Origin of the sequence: Microbacterium sp. SLBN-146, from assembly GCF_006715145.1 — a bacterium.
GTDB lineage: Bacteria > Actinomycetota > Actinomycetes > Actinomycetales > Microbacteriaceae > Microbacterium.
Genome location: NZ_VFMR01000001.1, coordinates 2,049,492 through 2,069,895 on the forward strand (window position 1 = coordinate 2,049,492; position 20,404 = coordinate 2,069,895).

18 protein-coding genes, 1 tRNA gene and 1 other RNA gene are annotated in these 20,404 nt (G+C 67.8%); 13 read left to right on the plus strand and 7 right to left on the minus strand.

The window, feature by feature from the left end; all coding sequences use genetic code 11:
* Window positions 1–243: 243 nt before the first annotated feature.
* The 3 genes from FBY39_RS08795 to FBY39_RS08805 all read left to right on the plus strand — a co-directional run bounded on the left by FBY39_RS08795 (window position 244) and on the right by FBY39_RS08805 (window position 2,006).
* A complete protein-coding gene (locus tag FBY39_RS08795) occupies window positions 244–978 on the plus strand; it encodes a VIT family protein (RefSeq protein WP_141931955.1) in 735 nt (244 codons plus the stop codon).
* Between the two features lie 78 nt (window positions 979–1,056).
* Complete coding sequence (locus tag FBY39_RS08800) at window positions 1,057–1,746, plus strand: DUF433 domain-containing protein (protein WP_160133056.1); 690 nt, start codon at window positions 1,057–1,059, stop codon at window positions 1,744–1,746.
* Complete coding sequence (locus tag FBY39_RS08805; RefSeq protein ID WP_141931957.1) at window positions 1,746–2,006, plus strand: hypothetical protein; 261 nt, start codon at window positions 1,746–1,748, stop codon at window positions 2,004–2,006. Before FBY39_RS08800 ends, FBY39_RS08805 begins: the two co-directional genes overlap by 1 nt.
* Window positions 2,007–2,173: 167 nt before the next feature.
* Here the strand turns inward: FBY39_RS08805 and FBY39_RS08810 are convergent, their stop codons facing one another.
* The 3 genes from FBY39_RS08810 to FBY39_RS08820 form a co-directional block, all read right to left on the minus strand.
* Entirely contained in the window at window positions 2,174–3,040 is an 867-nt protein-coding gene (locus FBY39_RS08810; protein WP_141931958.1) for an AraC family transcriptional regulator, read from the minus strand.
* Between the two features lie 187 nt (window positions 3,041–3,227).
* The gene (locus tag FBY39_RS08815; RefSeq protein ID WP_141931959.1) at window positions 3,228–4,850 is read right to left on the minus strand and encodes an MFS transporter; all 1,623 of its coding nucleotides are present in this window, start codon (window positions 4,848–4,850) and stop codon (window positions 3,228–3,230) included.
* Between the two features lie 118 nt (window positions 4,851–4,968).
* Complete coding sequence (locus FBY39_RS08820) at window positions 4,969–5,631, minus strand: ArsR family transcriptional regulator (RefSeq protein ID WP_260837502.1); 663 nt, start codon at window positions 5,629–5,631, stop codon at window positions 4,969–4,971.
* Window positions 5,632–5,747: 116 nt separating this feature from the next.
* Here FBY39_RS08820 and FBY39_RS08825 point away from each other — a divergent pair, with 116 nt between their 5' ends.
* The 7 genes from FBY39_RS08825 to FBY39_RS08855 all read left to right on the plus strand — a co-directional run bounded on the left by FBY39_RS08825 (window position 5,748) and on the right by FBY39_RS08855 (window position 11,934).
* Entirely contained in the window at window positions 5,748–6,008 is a 261-nt protein-coding gene (locus FBY39_RS08825; protein ID WP_141931961.1) for a DUF6458 family protein, read from the plus strand.
* Window positions 5,992–7,173 carry a serine/threonine-protein kinase gene (locus FBY39_RS08830; protein WP_141931962.1) on the plus strand — a complete coding sequence of 394 codons (1,182 nt, stop codon included), beginning with the start codon at window positions 5,992–5,994 and terminating at the stop codon, window positions 7,171–7,173. The genes FBY39_RS08825 and FBY39_RS08830 overlap by 17 nt, the downstream gene beginning before the upstream one ends.
* A complete protein-coding gene (locus tag FBY39_RS08835; protein ID WP_141931963.1) occupies window positions 7,170–7,670 on the plus strand; it encodes a hypothetical protein in 501 nt (166 codons plus the stop codon). The genes FBY39_RS08830 and FBY39_RS08835 overlap by 4 nt, the downstream gene beginning before the upstream one ends.
* Window positions 7,671–7,685: 15 nt before the next feature.
* A complete protein-coding gene (locus tag FBY39_RS08840) occupies window positions 7,686–8,492 on the plus strand; it encodes a DUF1206 domain-containing protein (RefSeq protein WP_141931964.1) in 807 nt (268 codons plus the stop codon).
* Between the two features lie 126 nt (window positions 8,493–8,618).
* Complete coding sequence (locus tag FBY39_RS08845) at window positions 8,619–9,047, plus strand: DUF6153 family protein (protein WP_141931965.1); 429 nt, start codon at window positions 8,619–8,621, stop codon at window positions 9,045–9,047.
* 87 nt (window positions 9,048–9,134) lie between these two features.
* Window positions 9,135–9,749, plus strand: coding sequence for a DUF305 domain-containing protein (locus FBY39_RS08850; protein ID WP_141931966.1), 615 nt, complete (start codon window positions 9,135–9,137; stop codon window positions 9,747–9,749).
* A 76-nt stretch (window positions 9,750–9,825) separates the two neighbouring features.
* Window positions 9,826–11,934 carry a heavy metal translocating P-type ATPase gene (locus FBY39_RS08855; RefSeq protein WP_141931967.1) on the plus strand — a complete coding sequence of 703 codons (2,109 nt, stop codon included), beginning with the start codon at window positions 9,826–9,828 and terminating at the stop codon, window positions 11,932–11,934.
* Window positions 11,935–11,981: 47 nt separating this feature from the next.
* On the opposite strand, the gene FBY39_RS08860 is transcribed toward FBY39_RS08855, so the two are convergent.
* The 4 genes from FBY39_RS08860 to FBY39_RS08875 form a co-directional block, all read right to left on the minus strand.
* Window positions 11,982–12,069 (minus strand) — tRNA-Ser (locus FBY39_RS08860).
* A gap of 26 nt (window positions 12,070–12,095) precedes the next feature.
* Window positions 12,096–14,360, minus strand: a complete 2,265-nt coding sequence (locus tag FBY39_RS08865; RefSeq protein ID WP_260837503.1) for a DUF3488 and transglutaminase-like domain-containing protein — start codon at window positions 14,358–14,360, stop codon at window positions 12,096–12,098.
* Complete coding sequence (locus FBY39_RS08870; protein WP_141931968.1) at window positions 14,350–15,606, minus strand: DUF58 domain-containing protein; 1,257 nt, start codon at window positions 15,604–15,606, stop codon at window positions 14,350–14,352. The genes FBY39_RS08865 and FBY39_RS08870 overlap by 11 nt, the downstream gene beginning before the upstream one ends.
* A gap of 7 nt (window positions 15,607–15,613) precedes the next feature.
* Window positions 15,614–16,615, minus strand: coding sequence for a MoxR family ATPase (locus FBY39_RS08875; RefSeq protein WP_141934040.1), 1,002 nt, complete (start codon window positions 16,613–16,615; stop codon window positions 15,614–15,616).
* Between the two features lie 167 nt (window positions 16,616–16,782).
* Here FBY39_RS08875 and ffs point away from each other — a divergent pair.
* The 3 genes from ffs (at window position 16,783) to FBY39_RS08890 (ending at window position 20,316) form a co-directional block, all read left to right on the plus strand.
* Window positions 16,783–16,879: signal recognition particle sRNA small type (ffs, locus tag FBY39_RS08880), an RNA gene on the plus strand.
* Window positions 16,880–16,939: 60 nt separating this feature from the next.
* Complete coding sequence (gene pta, locus FBY39_RS08885) at window positions 16,940–19,084, plus strand: phosphate acetyltransferase (protein ID WP_141931969.1); 2,145 nt, start codon at window positions 16,940–16,942, stop codon at window positions 19,082–19,084.
* Window positions 19,081–20,316, plus strand: a complete 1,236-nt coding sequence (locus tag FBY39_RS08890; RefSeq protein ID WP_141931970.1) for an acetate/propionate family kinase — start codon at window positions 19,081–19,083, stop codon at window positions 20,314–20,316. The genes pta and FBY39_RS08890 overlap by 4 nt, the downstream gene beginning before the upstream one ends.
* Window positions 20,317–20,404 lie beyond the last annotated feature (88 nt).

Here is a 20,404-nt window from a genome sequence, read left to right on the forward strand (position 1 = left end):
GGGGGGGGGGGGGGGGGTATTCATGGCTGCGGTCCTCCAGGTAGTCGGGTATGCGCTCCGCGCCCGGGTCGTGAGATCCGGTGAAAGCAAGAGGACGGTACGGCGCAACGAGCGAGGCCGGCATCCGGCGCAGGCGAAATCAGTGCGGTTGTCGGCCGGCGAATTCATCTTCCGCATCACCTCTGACACTGCGGCACGAGGTGTACGTAGCGTTCGTCCGCCCTCTCGTGGTTGGGTGTGTCCATGGCTTCGGAGCAGGCGCGCGTTCCCTCGTCGCATCCCGACGAGCCTCACCAGCAGGGGCTTGCTCAGCGCCTCAACTGGCTGCGCGCGGGGGTGCTGGGAGCGAACGACGGCATCGTGTCCGTCGCGGCGATCGTTGTCGGTGTGGCGGGCGCGACGAGCGACATCGCCCCGATCCTGACGGCGGGCATCGCGGGTCTCGTCGGTGGCGCGATCTCGATGGCCCTCGGCGAATACGTGTCGGTCAGCAGCCAGAGCGATAGCGAACGTGCGCTCATCGCGAAAGAGAAGCGCGAACTGGCAGAGATGCCCGAGCAGGAGCTCGAGGAGCTCGCCGGACTGTACGAGGCGAAGGGCCTCACGCCCCAAACGGCCCGCCAAGTCGCGGTCGAACTGACGGCGCACGACGCCGTCGCAGCTCACCTGTCCGCGGAGCTCAATATCGACGAGGGCGATGTCGTCAGCCCGTGGCATGCCGCCGGTGCGTCCGCTCTCGCCTTCACCGTCGGGGCGATCCTTCCCATGCTCGCCATCCTGCTTCCGCCCGAGGCGTGGAGAGTGCCCGTCACCTTCGTGTCTGTTCTCGTCGCGCTCGTGCTGACGGGCTGGATCTCGGCGTGGATCGGCGGCAGCTCCAAGCCGAAGGCGATCTTGCGCATCGCGATCGGCGGAGCCGCAGCTCTCGTCGCGACCTACGGCATCGGCCTCCTGCTCGGAGCAACCGGAGTCGTCTGACAACTTGACCGGCGACCACCAAGGCCGTTGTCACTGACTCGGGTCGCCGTCGGCGCAATGTCGAGGCGGGGTGCCATCATGGACGACATGACGACAGCGTTACTCGATCGGGCGATCTACTCCTACGCGGACGTGGACCGACTGGTCGGGCTGCACACGGGGACCGCACGCCGATGGCTGGATGGCTACCAGCGGTCTGGTCGCTACTACGACCCCGTTCTGCGCGAGAGTCCGACCGGCCAGGAGGTCGTCACCTGGGGAGAGATGGTCGAGGCTCGATTGCTCGCCGAGTTTCGTAGCAAGCACGTTCCTGTGCAGCGGCTTCGGCCGGCGATTGTGAGGCTCCGCGATGAATTCGGTCGTTATCCTCTCGCGCACGCCCAGCCCTTCCTCGAAGTGGACGGCCGCGAACTGGTTCGAGCCGTTCAGGAAGAAGTAGGTGTCGACCGTCCCTTGCAGTTCGTGGTCGTCCGAAATGGACAGACCATCCTTACTGAAGCGATGCAACGCTTCAACGACACTGCGAGGTACGAGGGCGGCGTGGTTGCAAGGTTGAGCCCCAGCCCCCGGACCCCGCAGGTCTCGATGGATCCTGAGCGCGCGTTCGGCCAGCCTGCAGTCCGAAATGTGCGTACAGATGCGCTTGCAGAGGCGTTTCGTGCGGGAACATCACGGGAAGAGTTGGCTGACCTCTACGACCTCGATCCGGGAGAAGTCGATTCGGCGATTCGGTTCGAAATGATCGCGAGTTCAGAGAACGCGGCCTGATGGCCCGCGGGTTCGCGCCGGTGTACTTCACCGACGAGAACGCGCTCGGTCTCGGCAAACTCTTACGGCGGAAAGGACGCGACGACGTCGTCTACCCCGGTCATGAGAGTCTTCCCGAGGTCCCTCTGGGCACGCTCGATTTGGACTGGATGAACGTGATCGGTGTGCGCGGGTACATCGTGCTCACTCGTGATCGGCGTATCAGGACACGACCCGCCGAGTTGCTTGCATACCGGGAAAACGGCATCCGTTCGGTATGAATCGGTGCCAAGCAAGACCTCGGGCCGCAGGACCAGCTGGACCTGTTCGAACGCTATGAGGAACGGCTTCGGCGGGAGATCATCAAGCTCGGGGCAGGGCCCTGGGCGCTTGCCCTGTCCGCATCGGGAGTTCGGCCGCTCGCGGTCAAAGCGAACGTCTGACAACCTCAGGCGCGTTCGATCGGCAGCCACAGCTCGGTGGTCGCGGTCGCAAAGTCGTCCGCGCGATCGAGGACGGCGACGATCGAGGGGCCCGGGCGGAGCCTCCAGGGATTCGAGGGGAACCAGTCCGTCGCTGTCGCGGCCCACGTCGACTGGAGCGACGCGGGATACTCCCCCTGCGAGAGGAACACCGCCCACGTCCCGGCGGCAACGTCGATCGCCTCGAGATCCGCTGGCACGGGCGTCGCGTCGGCGACGGCGACGCCGTGGAGGTAGGTCAGTTCGGTGCCCTCCGCATAATCGGGATCGACGTCGGCGCTCACCTGCAGGGGGCCGGACGGTTCTGCGCTGCTCAGCTCCTTCAAGCGGGCGTGCTCGGTCGCCGGCAGGGAAGTGATGAAGGACTGGATGTGAGGGTTGGTGCCCTCGTGGATGAGCGGCACACGCGCAGTGTGGCCGATGAGGCGGAAGGCGGGACGGTCGATGATGCGGGTGTCCATGGTGATGTTCCCTTCTACAGTCAGGCGGAACCTGAGCGTCGGTTGCGTCTGAAGGGGGCCACCGTTTCGGCGCACATCGCCGGGACCGACACCGTGCACGGACCGGAACGCGCGACCGAACGCCTCGGTCGATCCGTAGCCGTACGTCACGGCGATCGATAGCAGCTCACCGTCACCGAGGACATCTGCCACCGCGACGGACATTCGTCGCCGGCGGACGTACTCCGACAGCGGTAGTCCGGCGAGCGACGAGAACATGCGGCGCAGGTGGTACTCCGTCGTGCCGAGCGTCGATGCCAAGCCTGCGATGTCGATCTCCTCCGTGAGGTGATCCTCGACATACTCGACGAGGCGATTGAGCTCTGCGATCACGGTTCCCCCTTCGACCTCCAGCCTGCTCGCGCCCGCTGATCCGCACCCTACTATCGCGGTCCGATCCGGTCGGCGGCCGCCGGGTGCGGAGAAGTCCGGTAGGCTTGACAGTGATAGGCGAACTCTCATTCGTCTCGCCCCGGCCGCGTGGTAACGGTCGGGGCTTCTTCTTTTCCTGAATCGCCTGCTACGTCGACTCTCGAGGCCTCGTCGCGACCGCGGGTTTGCCCACGACCTCATTCGGTATGCCGCGCGAGAAGAACAGCGAGAAGAGCGCGATGAGCACGAGTGCGAAGAAGGCGATCCGCAGCGACGACAACTGCGCGTCGGCGTAGAGCTGCGAGAGGGTCTGCGCATCGGCGGCGTCGAGTCCCGCATCCGTCCCGATCTTGTCGACGCTCGCGGCCGGAACGATCTCGACCCCGCCCGACGTGCGCTCCGAGATGGTCTGCTGCACCTCCGAAGGGAGATCGCTCCCGGCCACGCCGGCGGCGAACGACGTCGCGAGCGCTCCGATGAGGATCGAGCCGACGAGGGCCGTCCCGAGCGACGATCCGAGGTTCTGGAACACGCCCTGCAGTCCGCCTACCTCGCTCGTGTCCTTCTCGGTCACCGCCGACATGTTCACGTTGCCGAGTTGTGATGCGAGCAGTCCCAACCCGGCGCCGGCGAAGAACATGCCCGTCCCGAAAATCCAGCTCGAGAGCTTCGGATCGATGGCGGACAGCAGGATGAGAGCGCTCGCGACAAGGATCCACTGGCCTACGCGGACGATCCGCCGGGGCGACCACACTTTCGACAGCCGTGTTCCCACGATCGACAGGAGGATGAGCGAGACGGAGAGCGGGAAGATCCGGATGCCGGTCTCGAGAGCATCCAGCCCGAGTGCCATCTGCAGGTAGACGGGCACCATGAAGAAGAGTCCCGCCGTCGTCGCGTACTGGGCGCCGAGTACCGCGAGACCGCTCCGCAACTGCCGGATCGAGAGCAGCGACACGTGGACGAGCGGTTCCTTCTCGTGCGCGATGAGGTGACGCTGGCGACGGAAGAAGAGCGCGACGACAGCGATGCCGATGACGATGAACCATGCAGTGAGAGAGATCCCCAACGGGGCGATCGCGACGCCGTTGATCTCAGGCGAGGAGAGAGGCTTGATCCAGCCCCACACCTTGCTCTGCAGCATCCCGAACACGATGAGGAGCAGTCCTGCTGCCGAGAGCAGCACGCTCAGCAGATCGATGCGGATGGGACGCCGCTCCGCGGAGTCGGAGATGTGTCGGGCGAAGAAGACAACCGCCGCCATGATGACCACCTCGGCGATGAAGACGTAGCGCCAGCTGAAGTACGTCGTGACGAAGCCGCCGATCAGCGGACCTGCGGCCACGGCTGCTCCCGACAGGGCCCCGATCATCGCGAAGGCCGTGATTCGATCGGATCCCTCATAGTTGTCGGCGATCAGCGCCGCGATCGCCGGGATCACGAGCACCGCGCCGAGACCTTCGATGATCGACCAGCCGAGGAAGAGAACCGTCATGTTCGGGGCGAGCGCTGTCAAGAGCGACCCGGCGGCATAGACGATCGATCCGATGATGAGTGCTCGACGCCGGCCCCAGACATCGCCGAGCTTCGCGCCCAGCAGCATGAGCGACGCCATCGTCAGTGTGTAGAAGGTGATGGCGGACTGCATCGCCGCGACCGAGCTGTCGAGATCCTTGACGACGGCACCGATCGAGACGTTCATCACGGTGCCATCGAGCACCATGACGAACTGCGCGCATCCCAGAGTGATGAGGACGGACCACTTCTTCATGGCATCGGCTTTCGACGAAGGGAGGCGCGGGCCTGAACGCTCACATTCAATACCCGGCGAGTGCGCGGGGCAATCGGTTCGCCGGTCGACGCGGTTGCGGACTGTGTGGCGCGCCGCCCTATGCGGCGGACAGGCGGGACGAGAACACGCGGATCCGCTCCCGCAGTGCTTCGAACGCGGCGTCGAAAGCGGCCGCGGTGCCCTCGACGGCGGGGTCGGCGATGGACCAGTGCAGATCGTCGCCGTCACGGAGGCGTTCGTGGGCGTCGTCGCACACCGTGATGATGAGATCACCGTCGGCCTTCACGTCGTCGATGTGCCGTGGGCGCCGTGAGGTGTCGAGGTCGAGGCCATGCCGCGAGGCGCTCGCGGCAGCACCCGGATTGATCGCACCCGCGGGCAGCGTGCCGGCCGAGGCCGCGGGCACGGCGCTGGCATCACGCCAGATCACCTCCGCCAGCTGCGACCGGGCGGAGTTCGCCGTGCAGACGAAGAGGACGCGATCGGGCGCCGAGACGCTCGCGGGCGCGAGGGTCTCGAAGATCTCGGGCCGCAGGCCCACATAGCTTCGACGGCGGTCGAACTCCGAACGCGTGCGGGCGATGATCTCCGCCGCCTCGAGAGTACGGAGGTGATGGGCGACCAGGTTGGATCGGAGGTCGAGGGCCGCGGCGATCTCGGACGACGACAGATCGCCCATCGTCAGCAGATCGACGATGCGCAGCCGAGTCTGATCAGCGAGGGCGGCGAAGATCCCCACCCGTCGTTCGAGGTCAGTCATCGACCCATGCATACCAGGCCGGAGGCGTTATGTCTACGGATATTGAGTCAGTGCGCGTTGAGTCTATGGTTGCCTGTCGGAGGGCCGCGATCGCAGCCCGCAGAGAGGTCTACGTCATGGGAATCGGAAGCGGCATCGCGCTTTTCGTCATCGGAGCCATCCTCGTCTTCGCCGTCAACATCGATACGGGCGGCTACGTGGACCTCGACCTGATCGGCTACATCCTGATGGGCGCGGGCGTCGTCGTCTTCCTCATCAGTCTTCTCATGATGCTGCGTCGTCGGCGGACGGAGTCGGTGGCACGCACCTCCGTCGACCCTGCAACGGGGGAGCGGGTCACGCGTCGCAGCGTCCGTGACGATGACCCGATCGCCTGACCCGGCGAAGACCACACCATTCCCCGCAGGGATGCAGGGGACGGTGGTGGGTGACCGCTATCACCTCGACTCGGTGCTGGGCGAGGGAGGCATGGGCGTCGTCTACCTCGCGAAGGACACGGTGCTCGATCGCTCCGTCGCACTGAAGATCTTCCGTGACGGGATGGAGGACAAGGCCCGGACGGCGTCGGAGTCGCAGCTTCTCGCGAGCCTCAACCATCCGGCGCTCGTCACCCTTTTCGACGCCCACGTCGCAGAGCATGCGCCGCGCTACTTGGTGATGGAGTACGTGGATGGACCGACTCTGCAGTCCGTCCTCACCGCCGGGCCGCTTCCCGCGAGAACGGTGGCGCGCATCGCGCGGGACCTCGCCGAGGCTCTGCACGTCGTCCATCGCGCCGGCATCGTCCATCGAGACGTCAAGCCGTCGAACGTGCTGCTTCGTCCGTCGTCCGTTCCCGGCGAACAGTTCCACGCGAAGCTCGCCGACTTCGGAATCGCGTACCTGCTCGACTCGACCCGGCTCACTGTGCCCGGCACGGTCATCGGGACCGCCGCGTATCTGAGCCCCGAGCAGGTGACGGGAGCCTCGCCCGGTCCGGCATCCGATATCTATTCTCTCGGCCTCGTCCTCATCGAAACCCTCACGGGTCGGCGCGCTTTCGCTCAGGAGAGTGGAACGGAAGCGGCACTCGCTCGCCTCGCCGGCGACCCCGTCGTTCCCGCGTCGTTGGGCACGGAGTGGGGTGCGGTATTGACGGACATGACCGCCCGGGATCCTGCGCACCGGCCTTCGGCGCTCGATGTCGTGGTCCGGGTCGCTGAGTTCGGCATCCGTCCCGCGGCTGCTCCTCTCGACGATACGGTCGCGGATCCCGTGCCCGTGCTTCCAGACACCCGCGATGCCGATCCGTCGACGCTGGTGCTCTCCGACGTCATCGGCTCGCCCTCCGAGTCCGAGTCCGAGCTTCGCGCGGGAAACCGGCGGAGGGCGGTCACCAGGTGGACGGTCGCGCTGGTCGCCCTGGTCGGTGTGGGTGCCGTCCTCTTCGGGGTGGCCGCACTGCTTCCGGGTGAGGAGCCCGCGCTCCCACCGGCGCTCCCCGCAGTGGATGAGCCGCTGGGGTCGCATCTGGAACAGCTGATGGATTCGGTGTCGCCATGATGCGCGTTCGTCGACTCAGAGCGGCCGCTGTGCTGGTGGCCGCGTCGCTCACCCTGGTCGGATGTGCGGCCTCGACTCCGGACATCGCCGCTCAGACGGCAGCTCTCCTGCAGACGCGGGTGGTCGCGATCGCGGAGGACGCGGCTGCAGGAGATCCCGCAGCGGCGCTCGATGATCTCGCAGCGCTCGAATCCGAAACTGCAGCGGCTCTCGCCTCGGGAGAGCTCAGCGCCGAGCGTGCGGACCTCATCGCGCAGGCGGTCCTTCTCGTGCGTGCGGACCTCGAGAGCAGATCGGCAGAGATCCCCGCGCCCGAGAACTCCGAACCCGCTGCGGTCGTCGGGCACACCGAGCCCGCGCCGACTCCCGTCGAGAACGCGGGGAATGGCGGACCGGATGAGGGCACGGAGAACAAGGCGCCCAAGGAAGACAAGGGGCCGAAAGAGGACAAGGGCGACAGTGGCAAAGGTGGAAAGGGAAGAGGGAAAGATGACTGAACGGTGGGCTCTCTCATGACCCCGAGCTCGGTTGCATCGACGGCGCGTTCCGCGCAGAGCTCCTCGCTCTTCCGGGCGCTCGCTCGCGTCGGCTACGTCGTGCTCGGCATCCTCCACGTCCTCATCGGGGTCATCGCCATCTCTCTCGCGACGGGTGGTGGCGGTCAAGCCGACCAGAGCGGCGCGATGGAGGGCATCCAGCAGTCGCCTCTCGGTGTCATCCTGCTCTGGATCATCGTGGTCGGACTGTTCGCCCTCGCGGTCTGGCAGATCGTCGAGGCGGTCGTGGAACGCGATCCGGATGCCAAGAAGAAGTGGGCCCATCGGGCGAAGTTCGCCGGCACGGCCGTGGCGTATCTCGCGATCGCCGGAACGGCCCTCGTGTACGCGCTCGGCGGACAGTCCGAGTCGTCGCAGTCCTCCCAGTCGTTCAGCGCGCGCCTTCTCTCGGCACCGGCGGGAGTGTTCCTGCTCGTGCTGGTCGGCCTCGTCGTGGCGGCGATCGGAGTGGCGTTCATCGTGCGCGGAGTGATGCAGGCGTTCACGAAGCACCTCGCGCTCCCCTCCGGTGCGGTCGGGAAGGGCATCGTCGCGTTCGGCGTCGCGGGCTACGTCGCGAAGGGCATCGCCGTAGCGGTGGCCGGCGTGCTGTTCGTCGTCGCCGCCGTCACGCATGACCCCGAAGTGGCCGGCGGGCTGGATGCCGCGCTGCGCTCTCTCGCCGAGCTCCCGTTCGGCGCATTCATCCTGTGGGTGGTCGGTGCGGGGCTCATTCTGTACGGACTCTTCTGCTTCGCCCGAGCCCGCTACGCCAAGCTCTGACGTCAGTACCCCGGCCTGGTCAGCGAGACGTCGGCGTCGTCGCGGAGGAGCTGCCGCATCGAGGGTCCTGAGGCCTTCCGACGCATACCCCTAGGGGGTAAGCTGACCATCAGCATGATTCGTAAAGTGCCGCTCGACAGAACACAGCAGTCCTCGCGCTCGCCGCTGTGGTTTATCGCTGCGCTGTTCGCCGGGCTCGTGATCGTCGGACTGCTGAGTATGCACACGATCGCGACCGCACACGCCGGTGTGCCGGGTCACGCGAGCTCGACGGGTATAACGGCTCCGCATCCTGATCACCTGCACGACTCGTCGTTGCCGATGGGCGACGACGCCGCCACCGCCTGCGAGAGCTGCAACGAGAACGGCCCCCATCATGCGATGGTCATGGCTTGCGTGCTCGGGCTTCTCGTAACGCTGCTGTTGGTGCACCGTCCCGCCGCGCTGCTGATCCGCGAGCGCGGACCGAGCGTCCTGATTCAGTTCCTCCATGCGCTCGGAACGCTGTTGCCCCGACCTCCTTCGCTCATCGTTCTGTCGATCAGTCGTACGTGATGTGCGGCACTCCGGCGACCGAGCCGGGTCCCGCTTCGCCCGCAACTCGGGCACATTCGACGATCTGATGAAAAGGACACAACTGCAATGAAGAAGTCTCGTACGGCCGCGTTGGCGGCCGCCCCCGTCGCGCTCGTCATCGCGCTCGCCGGGTGCAGTACCGCCGACGACGGCGGCCCGGGGATGCCGGGAATGAACCACGGAGGCGGCGCGCCGACGTCCTCCTCTGCGCGCGGGCAGGCGGAGTTCAACGTCGCCGACTCGATGTTCGTGATGATGATGATCCCGCACCATGAGCAGGGGATCGAGATGAGCGACATCATTCTCGGGAAGGCCGATGTGGACGAGAGCATCCTCGATCTCGCCCAGCAGATCAAGGATGCTCAGGGGCCCGAGATCGAGCTGATGGAAAGTTGGCTTGACGGCTGGGGGATGCCGTCCTCCGGCGGGATGGGTGAGATGGGCCACGGCGACGGGATGATGTCGGAAGACGACATGGCCGCCCTCGAGGCTGCCGAGGGGACGGAGGCGGCTCGTCTGTTCCTCGAGCAGATGATCGAGCACCACGAGGGAGCGATCGAGATGGCGGAGGAGGAACTGGATGACGGGGCGAGCCCCGAGGTCCTCGCCCTCGCTGAGCGGATCGTCACGTCGCAGACCGCGGAGATCGCGACCATGTCAGAGCTCCTCGCTCAGCTCTGACCATGAGAAGGGAATACCCCCAAGGGGTATCGGGTTTCGCTTGAAAGCAGCCTCGAACCGAGCTGGAGGGCAAGCCATGACCGATTCACACGCGGCGCACGACAGCGCGATGCGTCACACCGAGCACGGGGCATCTGCGGCCCACAGAAGCGACCACGGCGACCACGGCGGGCATTCCGCCCACGGCGCGGATCACGTCGGACAGTTCCGGCGCCTGTTCTGGATCAACCTGCTCCTCGCTATCCCGGTCGTCGGGTTCTCGAGCATGTTCGCCATGCTGGTCGGCTACTCCCTCCCGGCGGTGACGGGCGCGAATCTGATCGCGCCCGTCCTCGGGACCGTCATGTACTTCTGGGGCGGGTGGCCCTTCCTCACGGGGGCGATCGGCGAACTGCGGATGCGCAAGCCCGGCATGATGCTGCTCATCGGCCTCGCCATCACGGTCGCGTTCCTCGCGTCGTGGGGTGCGAGCCTGGGAGTGCTGGACCATGAGCTCGAGTTCTGGTGGGAGCTGGCCCTCCTGATCGTGATCATGCTCCTGGGCCACTGGATCGAGATGAGGTCGCTTGCCCGGACCACGTCCGCGCTGGACTCGCTTGCGGCCCTTTTGCCTGACGAGGCGGAGAGGGTCGAGGGTGACCAGATCGTGACGGTAGCGCCTTCCGATCTGCGGGTGGGTGATGTCATCGTGGTCCGACCCGGCGGCAGCGTTCCCGCCGACGGCAGGATCATCGACGGACGCGCCGACATGGACGAGTCGATGGTCACCGGTGAGTCCCGCGCCGTGGCTCGAACCATCGGCGACGCGGTCATCGCGGGGACGGTCGCTACGGACTCCGGACTTCGCATCGAGATCACCGCGACCGGCGCAGAGACGACGCTCGCCGGCATCCAGCGTCTCGTCACCGAAGCACAGAACTCGACGTCGCGCGCCCAGCGGATCGCGGACCGCGCCGCCGGTTGGCTGTTCTGGTTCGCGCTCGGTGCGGCTGCTCTCACGGCGCTCGTCTGGACGCTGCTCGGAAACCCCGATGCCGCCGTCACACGTACCATCACTGTCCTCGTCATCGCCTGCCCGCACGCGCTCGGTCTCGCGATCCCGCTCGTCGTCGCGATCGCGACCGAACGGGCTGCCCGTGGCGGCGTGCTCATCAAAGACCGCCTGGCGCTCGAAAGCATGCGCACCATCGACACGGTGCTGTTCGACAAGACGGGTACCCTCACCAAGGGTGAACCGACCGTCACAGCTGTGGAGCCGGTAGGCGACCTGAAAGCAGCGGAGGTGCTGTCGCTGGCCGCTGCGGCTGAGGCCGACAGCGAGCACCCGCTGGCGCGGGCGATCCTGCGCGCGGCGGCCGATCGGAAACTCTCGATCTTGACCGCGCGCGGCTTCACCTCATCGCCGGCGGTGGGCGTCGGCGCCACCGTGGAGGGTCGCCGGGTCCGGGTCGGCGGGCCGCGGCTCTTGGAGGAGCTGAGCCTCGACGCTGTTCCTGCTGCGTCGGGGTGGGCGCAAGAAGGCGCAATCATCCTCCACGTCGTACGTGACGGAGTCGTGATCGGCGGGCTGAAGCTCGCCGACGAGGTTCGCCCAGAGTCGAGGCAAGCCATCGACGCATTGCATGCCCTCGGCATCCAGGTCGTCATGATCACCGGCGACGCGGAAGCGGTCGCGGAAGCGGTAGCTCGCGATATCGGCGTCGATCGTGTCTTCGCCGGCGTGCGACCAGAGGACAAGTCCGCGAAGGTGGCCGAACTGCAGCAGGAAGGTCACCGTGTTGCGATGGTCGGAGACGGGGTCAACGACGCGCCCGCGCTCGCGCAGGCCGACGTCGGCATCGCGATCGGCGCCGGAACCGACGTCGCGATCGCCTCGGCGGGCGTGATCCTCGCCAGCGATGACCCCCGTTCCGTCCTCTCGTTGATCGAGCTCTCTCGAGCCAGCTACCGAAAGATGACGCAGAACCTCTGGTGGGCGGCCGGATACAACCTGATCTCCGTTCCCCTCGCCGCGGGAGTGCTGGCCCCGCTCGGGTTCGTGCTGCCTATGTCGGTCGGGGCCATCCTCATGTCCCTGTCGACCGTCATCGTGGCCGTCAATGCGCAGCTGCTGCGGCGCCTCGACCTCCGACCGCAAGCGAGTGGCCCGGGCCTCCAGGTCGCTGCCGTGGCGCCAACGAACTGAGTCGCCGCGGCCGGAACCTGTCGCCGCGCATGCGGCGGGACATCATGTGGCGGAGGATAGGGGATTCGAACCCCTGAGAGCTTTCACTCAACACGCTTTCCAAGCGTGCGCCATAGGCCACTAGGCGAATCCTCCAGGGTCCCGGAGGACCACGGGCAATCCTACCCGACGCGGGCGCGTGCCCCTGCCGCGTAGACGCTTCCGGGTCGGACGACGAGCGAGCGCGGTGCCAGGACGGCGAGGATCCGGCGCGCGGGCGGTGCGGAATCGCGCAGCGAGGCACGCACGGCGATCGCGGCATCCGTCACGTCGTCGCCGTGCCAGAACTCCGCCACCCGCGGGGGCGCGTAGCTCGCTCGTTCGATTGCGGCGACGAGGGTGTCCATGGCATCCGGGGGCACACCGTGCTCGAGCACGAGACGCTCGGCGAAGGCCCGGGGAGACTCGGCCCCGGGAACCGCGATGCCCACGTCGATCGCGGCATCCTGCACCGTCGTCCAGGCCGCGGCGGAGTCGCCGGCACGGGATGCCGCAAGAAGCTGACGACGACGGATGACGCGCAGGAGTCCGGGCAGCGAGAGCAACAGCAGAATCGCCAGCACGACGCCCACGGCCGGGAGCGGGTTGGCGGTGGTGACGGTGCCACCCGCTGCGGCGTCGTCGCGCGGGTCCAGGAGGTTGGTGCTCGCCGACGGGCTGGGCGACGCGCTCGCCGACGGCTGCGGCGCCGCGTCGTCGCTCTCGGTGACGGGATTCGGGGTGACGGCAGCGGGGGCGAACGCCGTCGGCGTTCCGAGACCGGCTGTCGGCTCGAACCCGATCCACCCGACACTCTGGAAGTACACCTCGGGCCACGCGTGCAGAAGAGAGCTGGAGACGGAGTAGACGAGCTGGTCGCCGATGCGTTCCTGCGTCGCGACGCCCGGGAGGTAGCCGACGACGATGCGGGTCGGCATGCCGAGCGTGCGGGCCATCAGGGCGAAGGCCGAGGCGAAGTGGATGCAGTAGCCCTCTCGCACCTCGAGGAACTCGGCGACCGCCTCGGCACCCGTGCCGTCGAATCCGTCTTCGACCGGCGCATCGAGCGAATAGCGGAACTCGCCCCCGCGGAACCACCGTTGCATCGCGATGAGCGCGTCGTAGTCGTTCGTCGTCTCGGCCGTGACCTCAGCGGCGAGCTCCGCGACGATGGACGGAACCTCGGCGGGCAGCGACTTCGCGTCGTCGAAGATGTCCGCGGCATCGGCCTGGGTCGCGCGGATCTGCTCGAGCGTCGGGCGGGGAACGCTCGCGACGACTTCGTAGCTTTGCCCTTGCGTCGACCCCGACTGCGAGACGACGGTCCGGTTGTAAGGGACCGCCGCCCACCGCCCGTCGAGGCCGCTCACCTCGACGGCGGGATAGGGGATCGGCGCCCACACCGACGCGAGATCGACGACATCGACGTTCGTCGTCGTGTCGACCATGCGGATGTCTTCGGCGATCCCCAACGCCCCCAGGCCGAATTCGCTGTCGAGTGGCACCGTGCGGACGCGGTCGGGGAGCCACACGGCACCATCGAAACGCGAGAGGGTCGTCGCGCGCAGGTAAGGGGCGTCGGTCTGGCTCGAGCGCACGCGAAGGACCTCGACGGGTTCGGGACGCCGCAGGTCGTCGCCGAGCTGAAGGCTCGCGTCGATCCCCGGACCGCCGCCCGGGCCCGTGCCTGTGCGCGCGAACGGCTGGGGGAGGGCGGGTGTCGCGACGAGGGTCACGACGAGAGCGATCGCCGCGATCCCGACGGCGGTCGCGGGAACGCCCGCGGAGCGTTCGGCGGCTCGCGCAGGTGCATCCTCGCGTGAGCGGGTCTCGGCCCGCAGCAGGAACAGGAGCGCAGCGGCGAGGAGGAGGAACGCCATGACATCGATCCCGCGGGGTACGGCGATGGCGGGGATGAGCGAGACGGCGAGGATTCCGACGGACGCCAGGAGCGGCATCCGTGCCGTCAAAACGACGTGGTCGACGACGATCGTCAGGATGCCGAGCGCCGCGACGATGAGGAAGGAGAGAGCCGGGGTGGCTTCGAGAGGCGCCGCGCCCACTGTGATCTCGTCGAGTGCCGTCTGGAACAGCGCAGGCACTTCGCGGAACGTCTCGAACGACGGCACGACCCACAGGAGCGCCGAGTCGCGGAAGAACACGAACGTGAGGAAGACGACCCACAGCACCGCTTCGATGAGCGACACCGCGACGGCGGGAAGACCGCGTCGCCGCGCGGCGAAGCCGGCGCCGAGGAGAATCCCGGCGAGCATGACGGTCCCGAGGAGCCAGGGCCCCGGTCGCACCATCGGGAGGACGGGAAGGAGCGCCGCGAGCAGCGCGCCGAGCACGGCGAGCGTGACGAGCAGGTCGCCCCTGCGCGTCCCGGTGGGGCGGTCAGATGACACGGCTCACCCCTCGTCCGACGGCGGCGCCCCACGTCGCGGCGAGGTCGCCCTCCGGATCGAGCGCGCAGGCGCGCCATCCGGCGTCTGCGGCGCGGTCGAGTGCGTCGCCGCGGGGACCGATCGCGAGGAGGATCGGAAGCGTGCTGTGCGGGGCGACCGGTGCGATCGCTTCGGCATCCGCGGGGTCGAACCGGCCGACGATGACCACGAGCGGACCCGTCGCCGCGCCGGCGAAGAGACGCTTCAGTCGAGCCAGCGAGTCATCGCGCCGGGCGGTGAGGGTCGCGAGATGCGTGGCGAGGTGCTCGATCTCGGGCATATCGCCCCCGTCGATCCGGTCTGCGATGACCGTGCCGTCGGAATCGATCACTTCGACCGCATAGCCGTCGTGCACGAGGCGGGCGACGGCGGAAACGCACGCCGACACCGCCATCTCGAAACCCGGATCGGATCCCGTCGACGTCATGGCCTCGGAAGACCAGCGCAGCACGCCGCGGTCGAGCACGACCGTGGCCTCCGGGGTCGACTCCTGCTCCTCTTGCCGGACCATGAGCTCGTCGCGGTGGGCCGTCGCCCGCCAGTGGATGCGTCTCATGGAATCGCCGGGCGCGTACGGACGTGCGACGAGGTTGTCCGCGCCCTGACCGAGCTGGTTCGTCGTGGTCTGGAGCGTGCCGCCCGTCTCGCCCGCGAAGTCGGCGAGGGGAGGGAGATCGACGATCGCCGGTGCGACCGTGACGGCTGTGCGGTCGCCGAAGACGATCGTCCGTCGCGCGATCCCGAACGGATCGGTCGCGCGGACCGAGAGCGGACCGATCGAATGGATGCCACGACGCATCCCCGTGACGGAGTACGAGAACCCGATCGTCCGCGCGCCCCCGTGGGCACCGCCCAGGAGCCCTGAACCGAGCGCGGGGAAAGGCCCCTCAGCGCGCCCCGCGAGGCCGGCCGGGAGCGCGTCGTGCCACGTGCCGGCGGGAGTCGGGACGGCCGTGCGCATGCCGACGCGGACGTCGACGAGGGTCTGTCGCCCCACGGAGGCGACATCGGGGTGGAGCCAGCGCACGACAGCGGCCGACCGTCGCATGACGAACAAGGACACGACGCCGGCGACGATGACGGCGGACAGAAGGATGCCGAAGTACTGAAGCTCGACGATCCCGAACTCGTGGGCGAGCACGAAGCATGTGATGGCGAGCGCGAGCGCACCGGTCCCGCGAACGGTCAACGGCCACGCTCGTCTCATGATCAGTTCACTGACGTGCGGCGATCGGCACCCGCACGCTCGCCGCGATGCGATCGAGGATCGTCGCGATCGTGTCGGAGACGTTGCGGGCGCGTGCTCCGCCTGCCGACCGCGTGGGGATGATGCGGTGTGCGAAGACGGGGCCGAGGAGTCCGGAGATGTCGTCGGGGATGACATAGCCGCGTCCGTCGAGAGCGGCCCACACCTTCGCGGCCCGCACGAGCTGAAGGGTCGCGCGGGGGCTCGCACCGAGCCGCAGGTCGGAGTTGTCGCGCGTCGCCCGGGCGAGCGCGACGGCGTAATCCTCGATGGCGGGCGCGACGTGCACGGCACGGGCCCACGCGATCAAGGCGGACACCTCGGTGCTCGACGCGACGGGAACGATGGCATCGAGGGGGTTGACGGTTTCGCGTTGGCGGAGCATGAGCGCTTCGGACCGCTCGTCGGGGTAGCCCATCGAGATCCGCATCATGAATCGGTCGCGCTGCGCTTCGGGAAGCGCGTAGGTCCCCTCCATCTCGAGGGGATTCTGCGTCGCGACGACGAAGAAGGGCTCGGGAACGTAATGCGTGCGCCCGTCGACCGTGACCTGTCGTTCCTCCATCGCTTCGAGAAGAGCCGACTGCGTCTTGGGGGAGGACCGGTTGATCTCGTCGGCGATGACGATGTTGGCGAAGATCGCGCCCGCCTTGAACTCGAACTCGCGCTCGACGGGATTGAACACGCTCACGCCCGTGACATCTCCGGGGAGGAGATCGGGGGTGAACTGGATGCGCCGGACAGTCGAATCGACGGATGCCGCGAGAGCCCGTGCGAGCATCGTCTTGCCGACGCCGGGCACGTCTTCGATGAGGAGGTGGCCTTCCGCGAGAAGGCACACCAGGGCGGACCGGACGGCCTCGGGCTTTCCATCGATGACGGTCGACACCGAGTCGAGGATGCCGTCGGTGATGCGCGCGAAGCCCTCGGCGGTGAGAGGAGCGGGGGAGCCCGGCGCGGCATCCGTCATGGCGGTATCCGTCACTAGCGACCTCCTCGGGTTCACCCGTCGCGGGGGTGGTCGAACGACGAGGGGGCCCCGGCGCTCACCCGTCGATCGTAACCCGGTGTTCCGGGGTGGGGGTCTGGGAGAACCCTGGGACGACATCGCCTCGTCGGATGTTGGGTAGACTTGTCGACAGCTCTCCGCGAGGCGGCATCCAGGCCAACTCCCCCAGGACGGAAACGTAGCAAGGGTAACCAGGCTCTGCCGGGTTCGCGGAGAGTCTTACTTTTCCCGGAGCGTTCGACCCCGGGGCCCTCGCGACACAGGCGTCGCGCGTAGGGTGGGACCGTGGCGCAGAGCATCTACATCACGTCCGCAGAAGGTCATACGGGAAAGTCGACGATCGCGCTGGGGGTGCTCGACACCCTGAGCCGGGCGACACCTCGTGTGGGGGTCTTCCGGGCGATCGCACGGTCGACGATCGAGCGCGACTACGTCCTGGAGATGCTCCTCGATCACGACGGCGTCGACCTCGACTACGACGAGTGCATCGGTGTCACCTACGACGAGGTGCGCCAGGATCCCGAGGCGTCCCTCGCGAAGATCGTCGAGCGGTACAAGGCCGTCGAGGCGCAGTGCGACGCCGTCGTCATCGTCGGGAGCGACTACACCGACGTGGGAAGCCCCGCCGAGCTCAGCTACAACGCGCGGATCGCCGCGAACCTCGGGGCACCCGTTCTTCTCGTCCTGAGCGGACGAGCGGGTGCGGGGGAGCAGTTGGGCACATCGACGGCCCGCACTCCCGCCGAAGTCGGCCAGATCGCTTCGCTCGCGCTTCCCGAACTGGCGCACGCTCGCGCGGGACTCCTCGCGATCATCGCCAACCGTGTGACACCCGACGCGATCTCCGAGGTCGTCGAGGCGCTCGAATCCGTCACGGAGGGTCTCCCTCTCGCGCTGCGCGCGAACGCCGATCGTCCCGTCGCCGTCTGGGCGCTTCCCGAGGACCGTTCGCTCGTCGCGCCGTCGGTGCGCGGGGTCATGCGTTCGGTTGAAGGGCACCTCGTCAAGGGCGATCCCGAACTCCTCACGCGCGAAGTGCTCGCCGTCGTGGTCGCGGGCATGTCGATGGTCAATGTGCTGCCGCGGCTCGAGGAGAGCGCGATCGTTGTGATCCCCGCGGATCGCACCGAGGTGCTCCTCGCGACCCTCCTCGCCAACGCCTCCGGAACATTCCCGTCGCTCGCCGGCGTCGTGCTCAACGGCCCCTTTCCCCTTCCCGAGGCGATCGACACCCTCATCGACGGACTCGACTCGTCGCTGCCGATCATCGCCACCGATCTCGGCACCTACGAGACGGCCGTCGCCGTGATGTCGACACGCGGACGCCTGGCGGCAGACTCGCAGCGCCGCTACGACACGGCGCTCGCTCTGTTCGAGAAGAGCGTCGACACCGCCGAGCTCGCCGAATCGCTCGGCCTCGCCCGGCCCACCGTCGTCACACCGCTCATGTTCGAGTACGCCCTCATCGAGCGGGCACGCGCCGCGCGCAAGCGCATCGTGCTGCCCGAGGGAGGCGACGACCGCGTGCTCCGCGCGGCCGCGACCGTTCTCGCGCGGGGGATCGCCGACCTCACGATCCTCGGCGAGGAGATCGAAGTGCGCTCCCGCGCGATCGAACTCGGCATCGACCTCCGTGCCGCGCAGGTCCTGTCGCCGTTCGATGCCGTCCACGTCGACCGCTTCGCACGCGAGTACGAGCGCCTGCGGGCCCACAAGGGCGTGACGTACGCGAAGGCCGCCGACACGGTGACCGACCTGTCGTACTTCGGGACGCTCATGGTCCACCTGGGTCTCGCCGACGGCATGGTGTCGGGGGCCGCGCACACGACGGCGCACACGATCCGTCCCGCGTTCGAGATCATCAAGACGAAGCCCGGGGTCTCCGTCGTCTCCTCCGTCTTCCTCATGGCCCTCGCCGACCGCGTGCTCGTCTACGGCGACTGCGCCGTCGTCCCCGACCCCACGATGGAGCAGCTGGCCGACATCGCGATCTCGTCGGCCGCGACGGCATCCCAGTTCGGGATCGAGCCGCGCGTCGCGATGCTGTCGTACTCGACGGGCGAATCGGGATCCGGCGCCGACGTCGAGAAGGTGCGGGGAGCGACGGCCCTCGTGCGCGAGCGCGCACCCGAGCTCCTCGTCGAGGGACCGATCCAGTACGACGCCGCGGCCGACGCCGCGGTAGCCGCGGCCAAGATGCCGGGTTCGCAGGTCGCGGGCCGCGCGACCGTCTTCGTCTTCCCCGACCTCAATACCGGCAACAACACCTACAAAGCCGTGCAGCGCTCGGCCGGGGCCGTCGCGATCGGCCCTGTCCTGCAGGGCCTCAACAAGCCCATCAACGACCTCTCGCGGGGCGCCCTCGTCGAGGACATCGTCAACACCATCGCGATCACCGCGATCCAGGCGCAGGGGGAGTCGCAGGCATGAGCAACGTGCTCGTCGTCAACAGCGGATCGTCGTCGTTCAAGTACCAGCTCATCGACATGGCGAGCGAGTCGGTGCTCGCTTCGGGCCTCGTCGAACGCATCGGCGAAGAGACCGGACGCTCGTCGCACACCGTGACAGCTGCAGCGATCGACTCGGTGACGGATGCCGCTCCCACGATGCTCGACGCGACGTACACGCGCGAGGTGCCGATCCCCGACCACACGGCGGGGTTCCGCATCATGCTCGAGGCGTTCGCCGAACACGGGCCCTCGCTCGAGGAGCGCGCCCCGGTCGCCGTCGGTCACCGGGTCGTCCACGGAGGAGCGCGGTTCTTCGAGCCCACTCTCATCACGCCGCTCGTCGAGATCAACATCGACGAGCTGTCGGTGCTCGCACCGCTCCACAATCCTGGAGCGCTCCAGGGGATCCGGGCCGCGAAGGCGGCGTTCGGCGGGATCCCGCACGTCGCCGTCTTCGACACCGCCTTCCACCAGACGCTCCCCGCCGCTGCCTACACGTACGCGATCGACCGCGAGCTCGCGGAGTCGTATCGCATCCGCCGCTACGGCTTCCACGGCACATCGCACAAGTTCGTGTCCGAAGCCGCCGCAGCCTTCCTCGGACGCCCGCTCGGCGAGCTGAAGCAGATCGTCTTCCACCTCGGCAACGGGGCATCTGCGACAGCGATCGACGGGGGACGGTCCGTCGACACGTCGATGGGTCTCACCCCCCTCGAGGGACTCGTGATGGGAACCCGATCGGGTGACGTCGACCCCGCCGTGCTCTTCCAGCTCGCGAGGCGCGCCGGAATGTCGATCGACGACCTCGACACGCTCCTGAACAAGCGCTCGGGCCTGCTCGGACTCGCGGGCGTCTCCGACATGCGCGACGTCGTCGAGGGTGCGCAGTCGGGGGATGCCGCGGCGACCCTCGCCTTCGAGGTCTACCTGCACCGCCTCCGCGCCTATGCCGGGGCATATCTCGCGCAGTTGGGCGGTGCGGACGTCATCTCCTTCACGGCAGGAGTCGGCGAGAACTCGGCCGACGTCCGGGCCGGAGCCCTCTCGACTCTCGGCTTCGCGGGCGTCGAGATCGACCCCGCGAGGAACGCGGCGCGCGAGCGCGGCATCCGTGTGATTTCGACCGACGAATCGCGCATCACCGTCCTCGTCGTTCCGACGAACGAGGAGCTCGAGATCGCCCGCCAGACACTGGAGATTTCACCCTCCTGACGGACTCGTGGCGTGTACGGTCGACCACCTCCGCGCCACTACGCTGACAACCGGTGCGAAAGTGCGTCGCGCCCGCCTGCAGAACTCC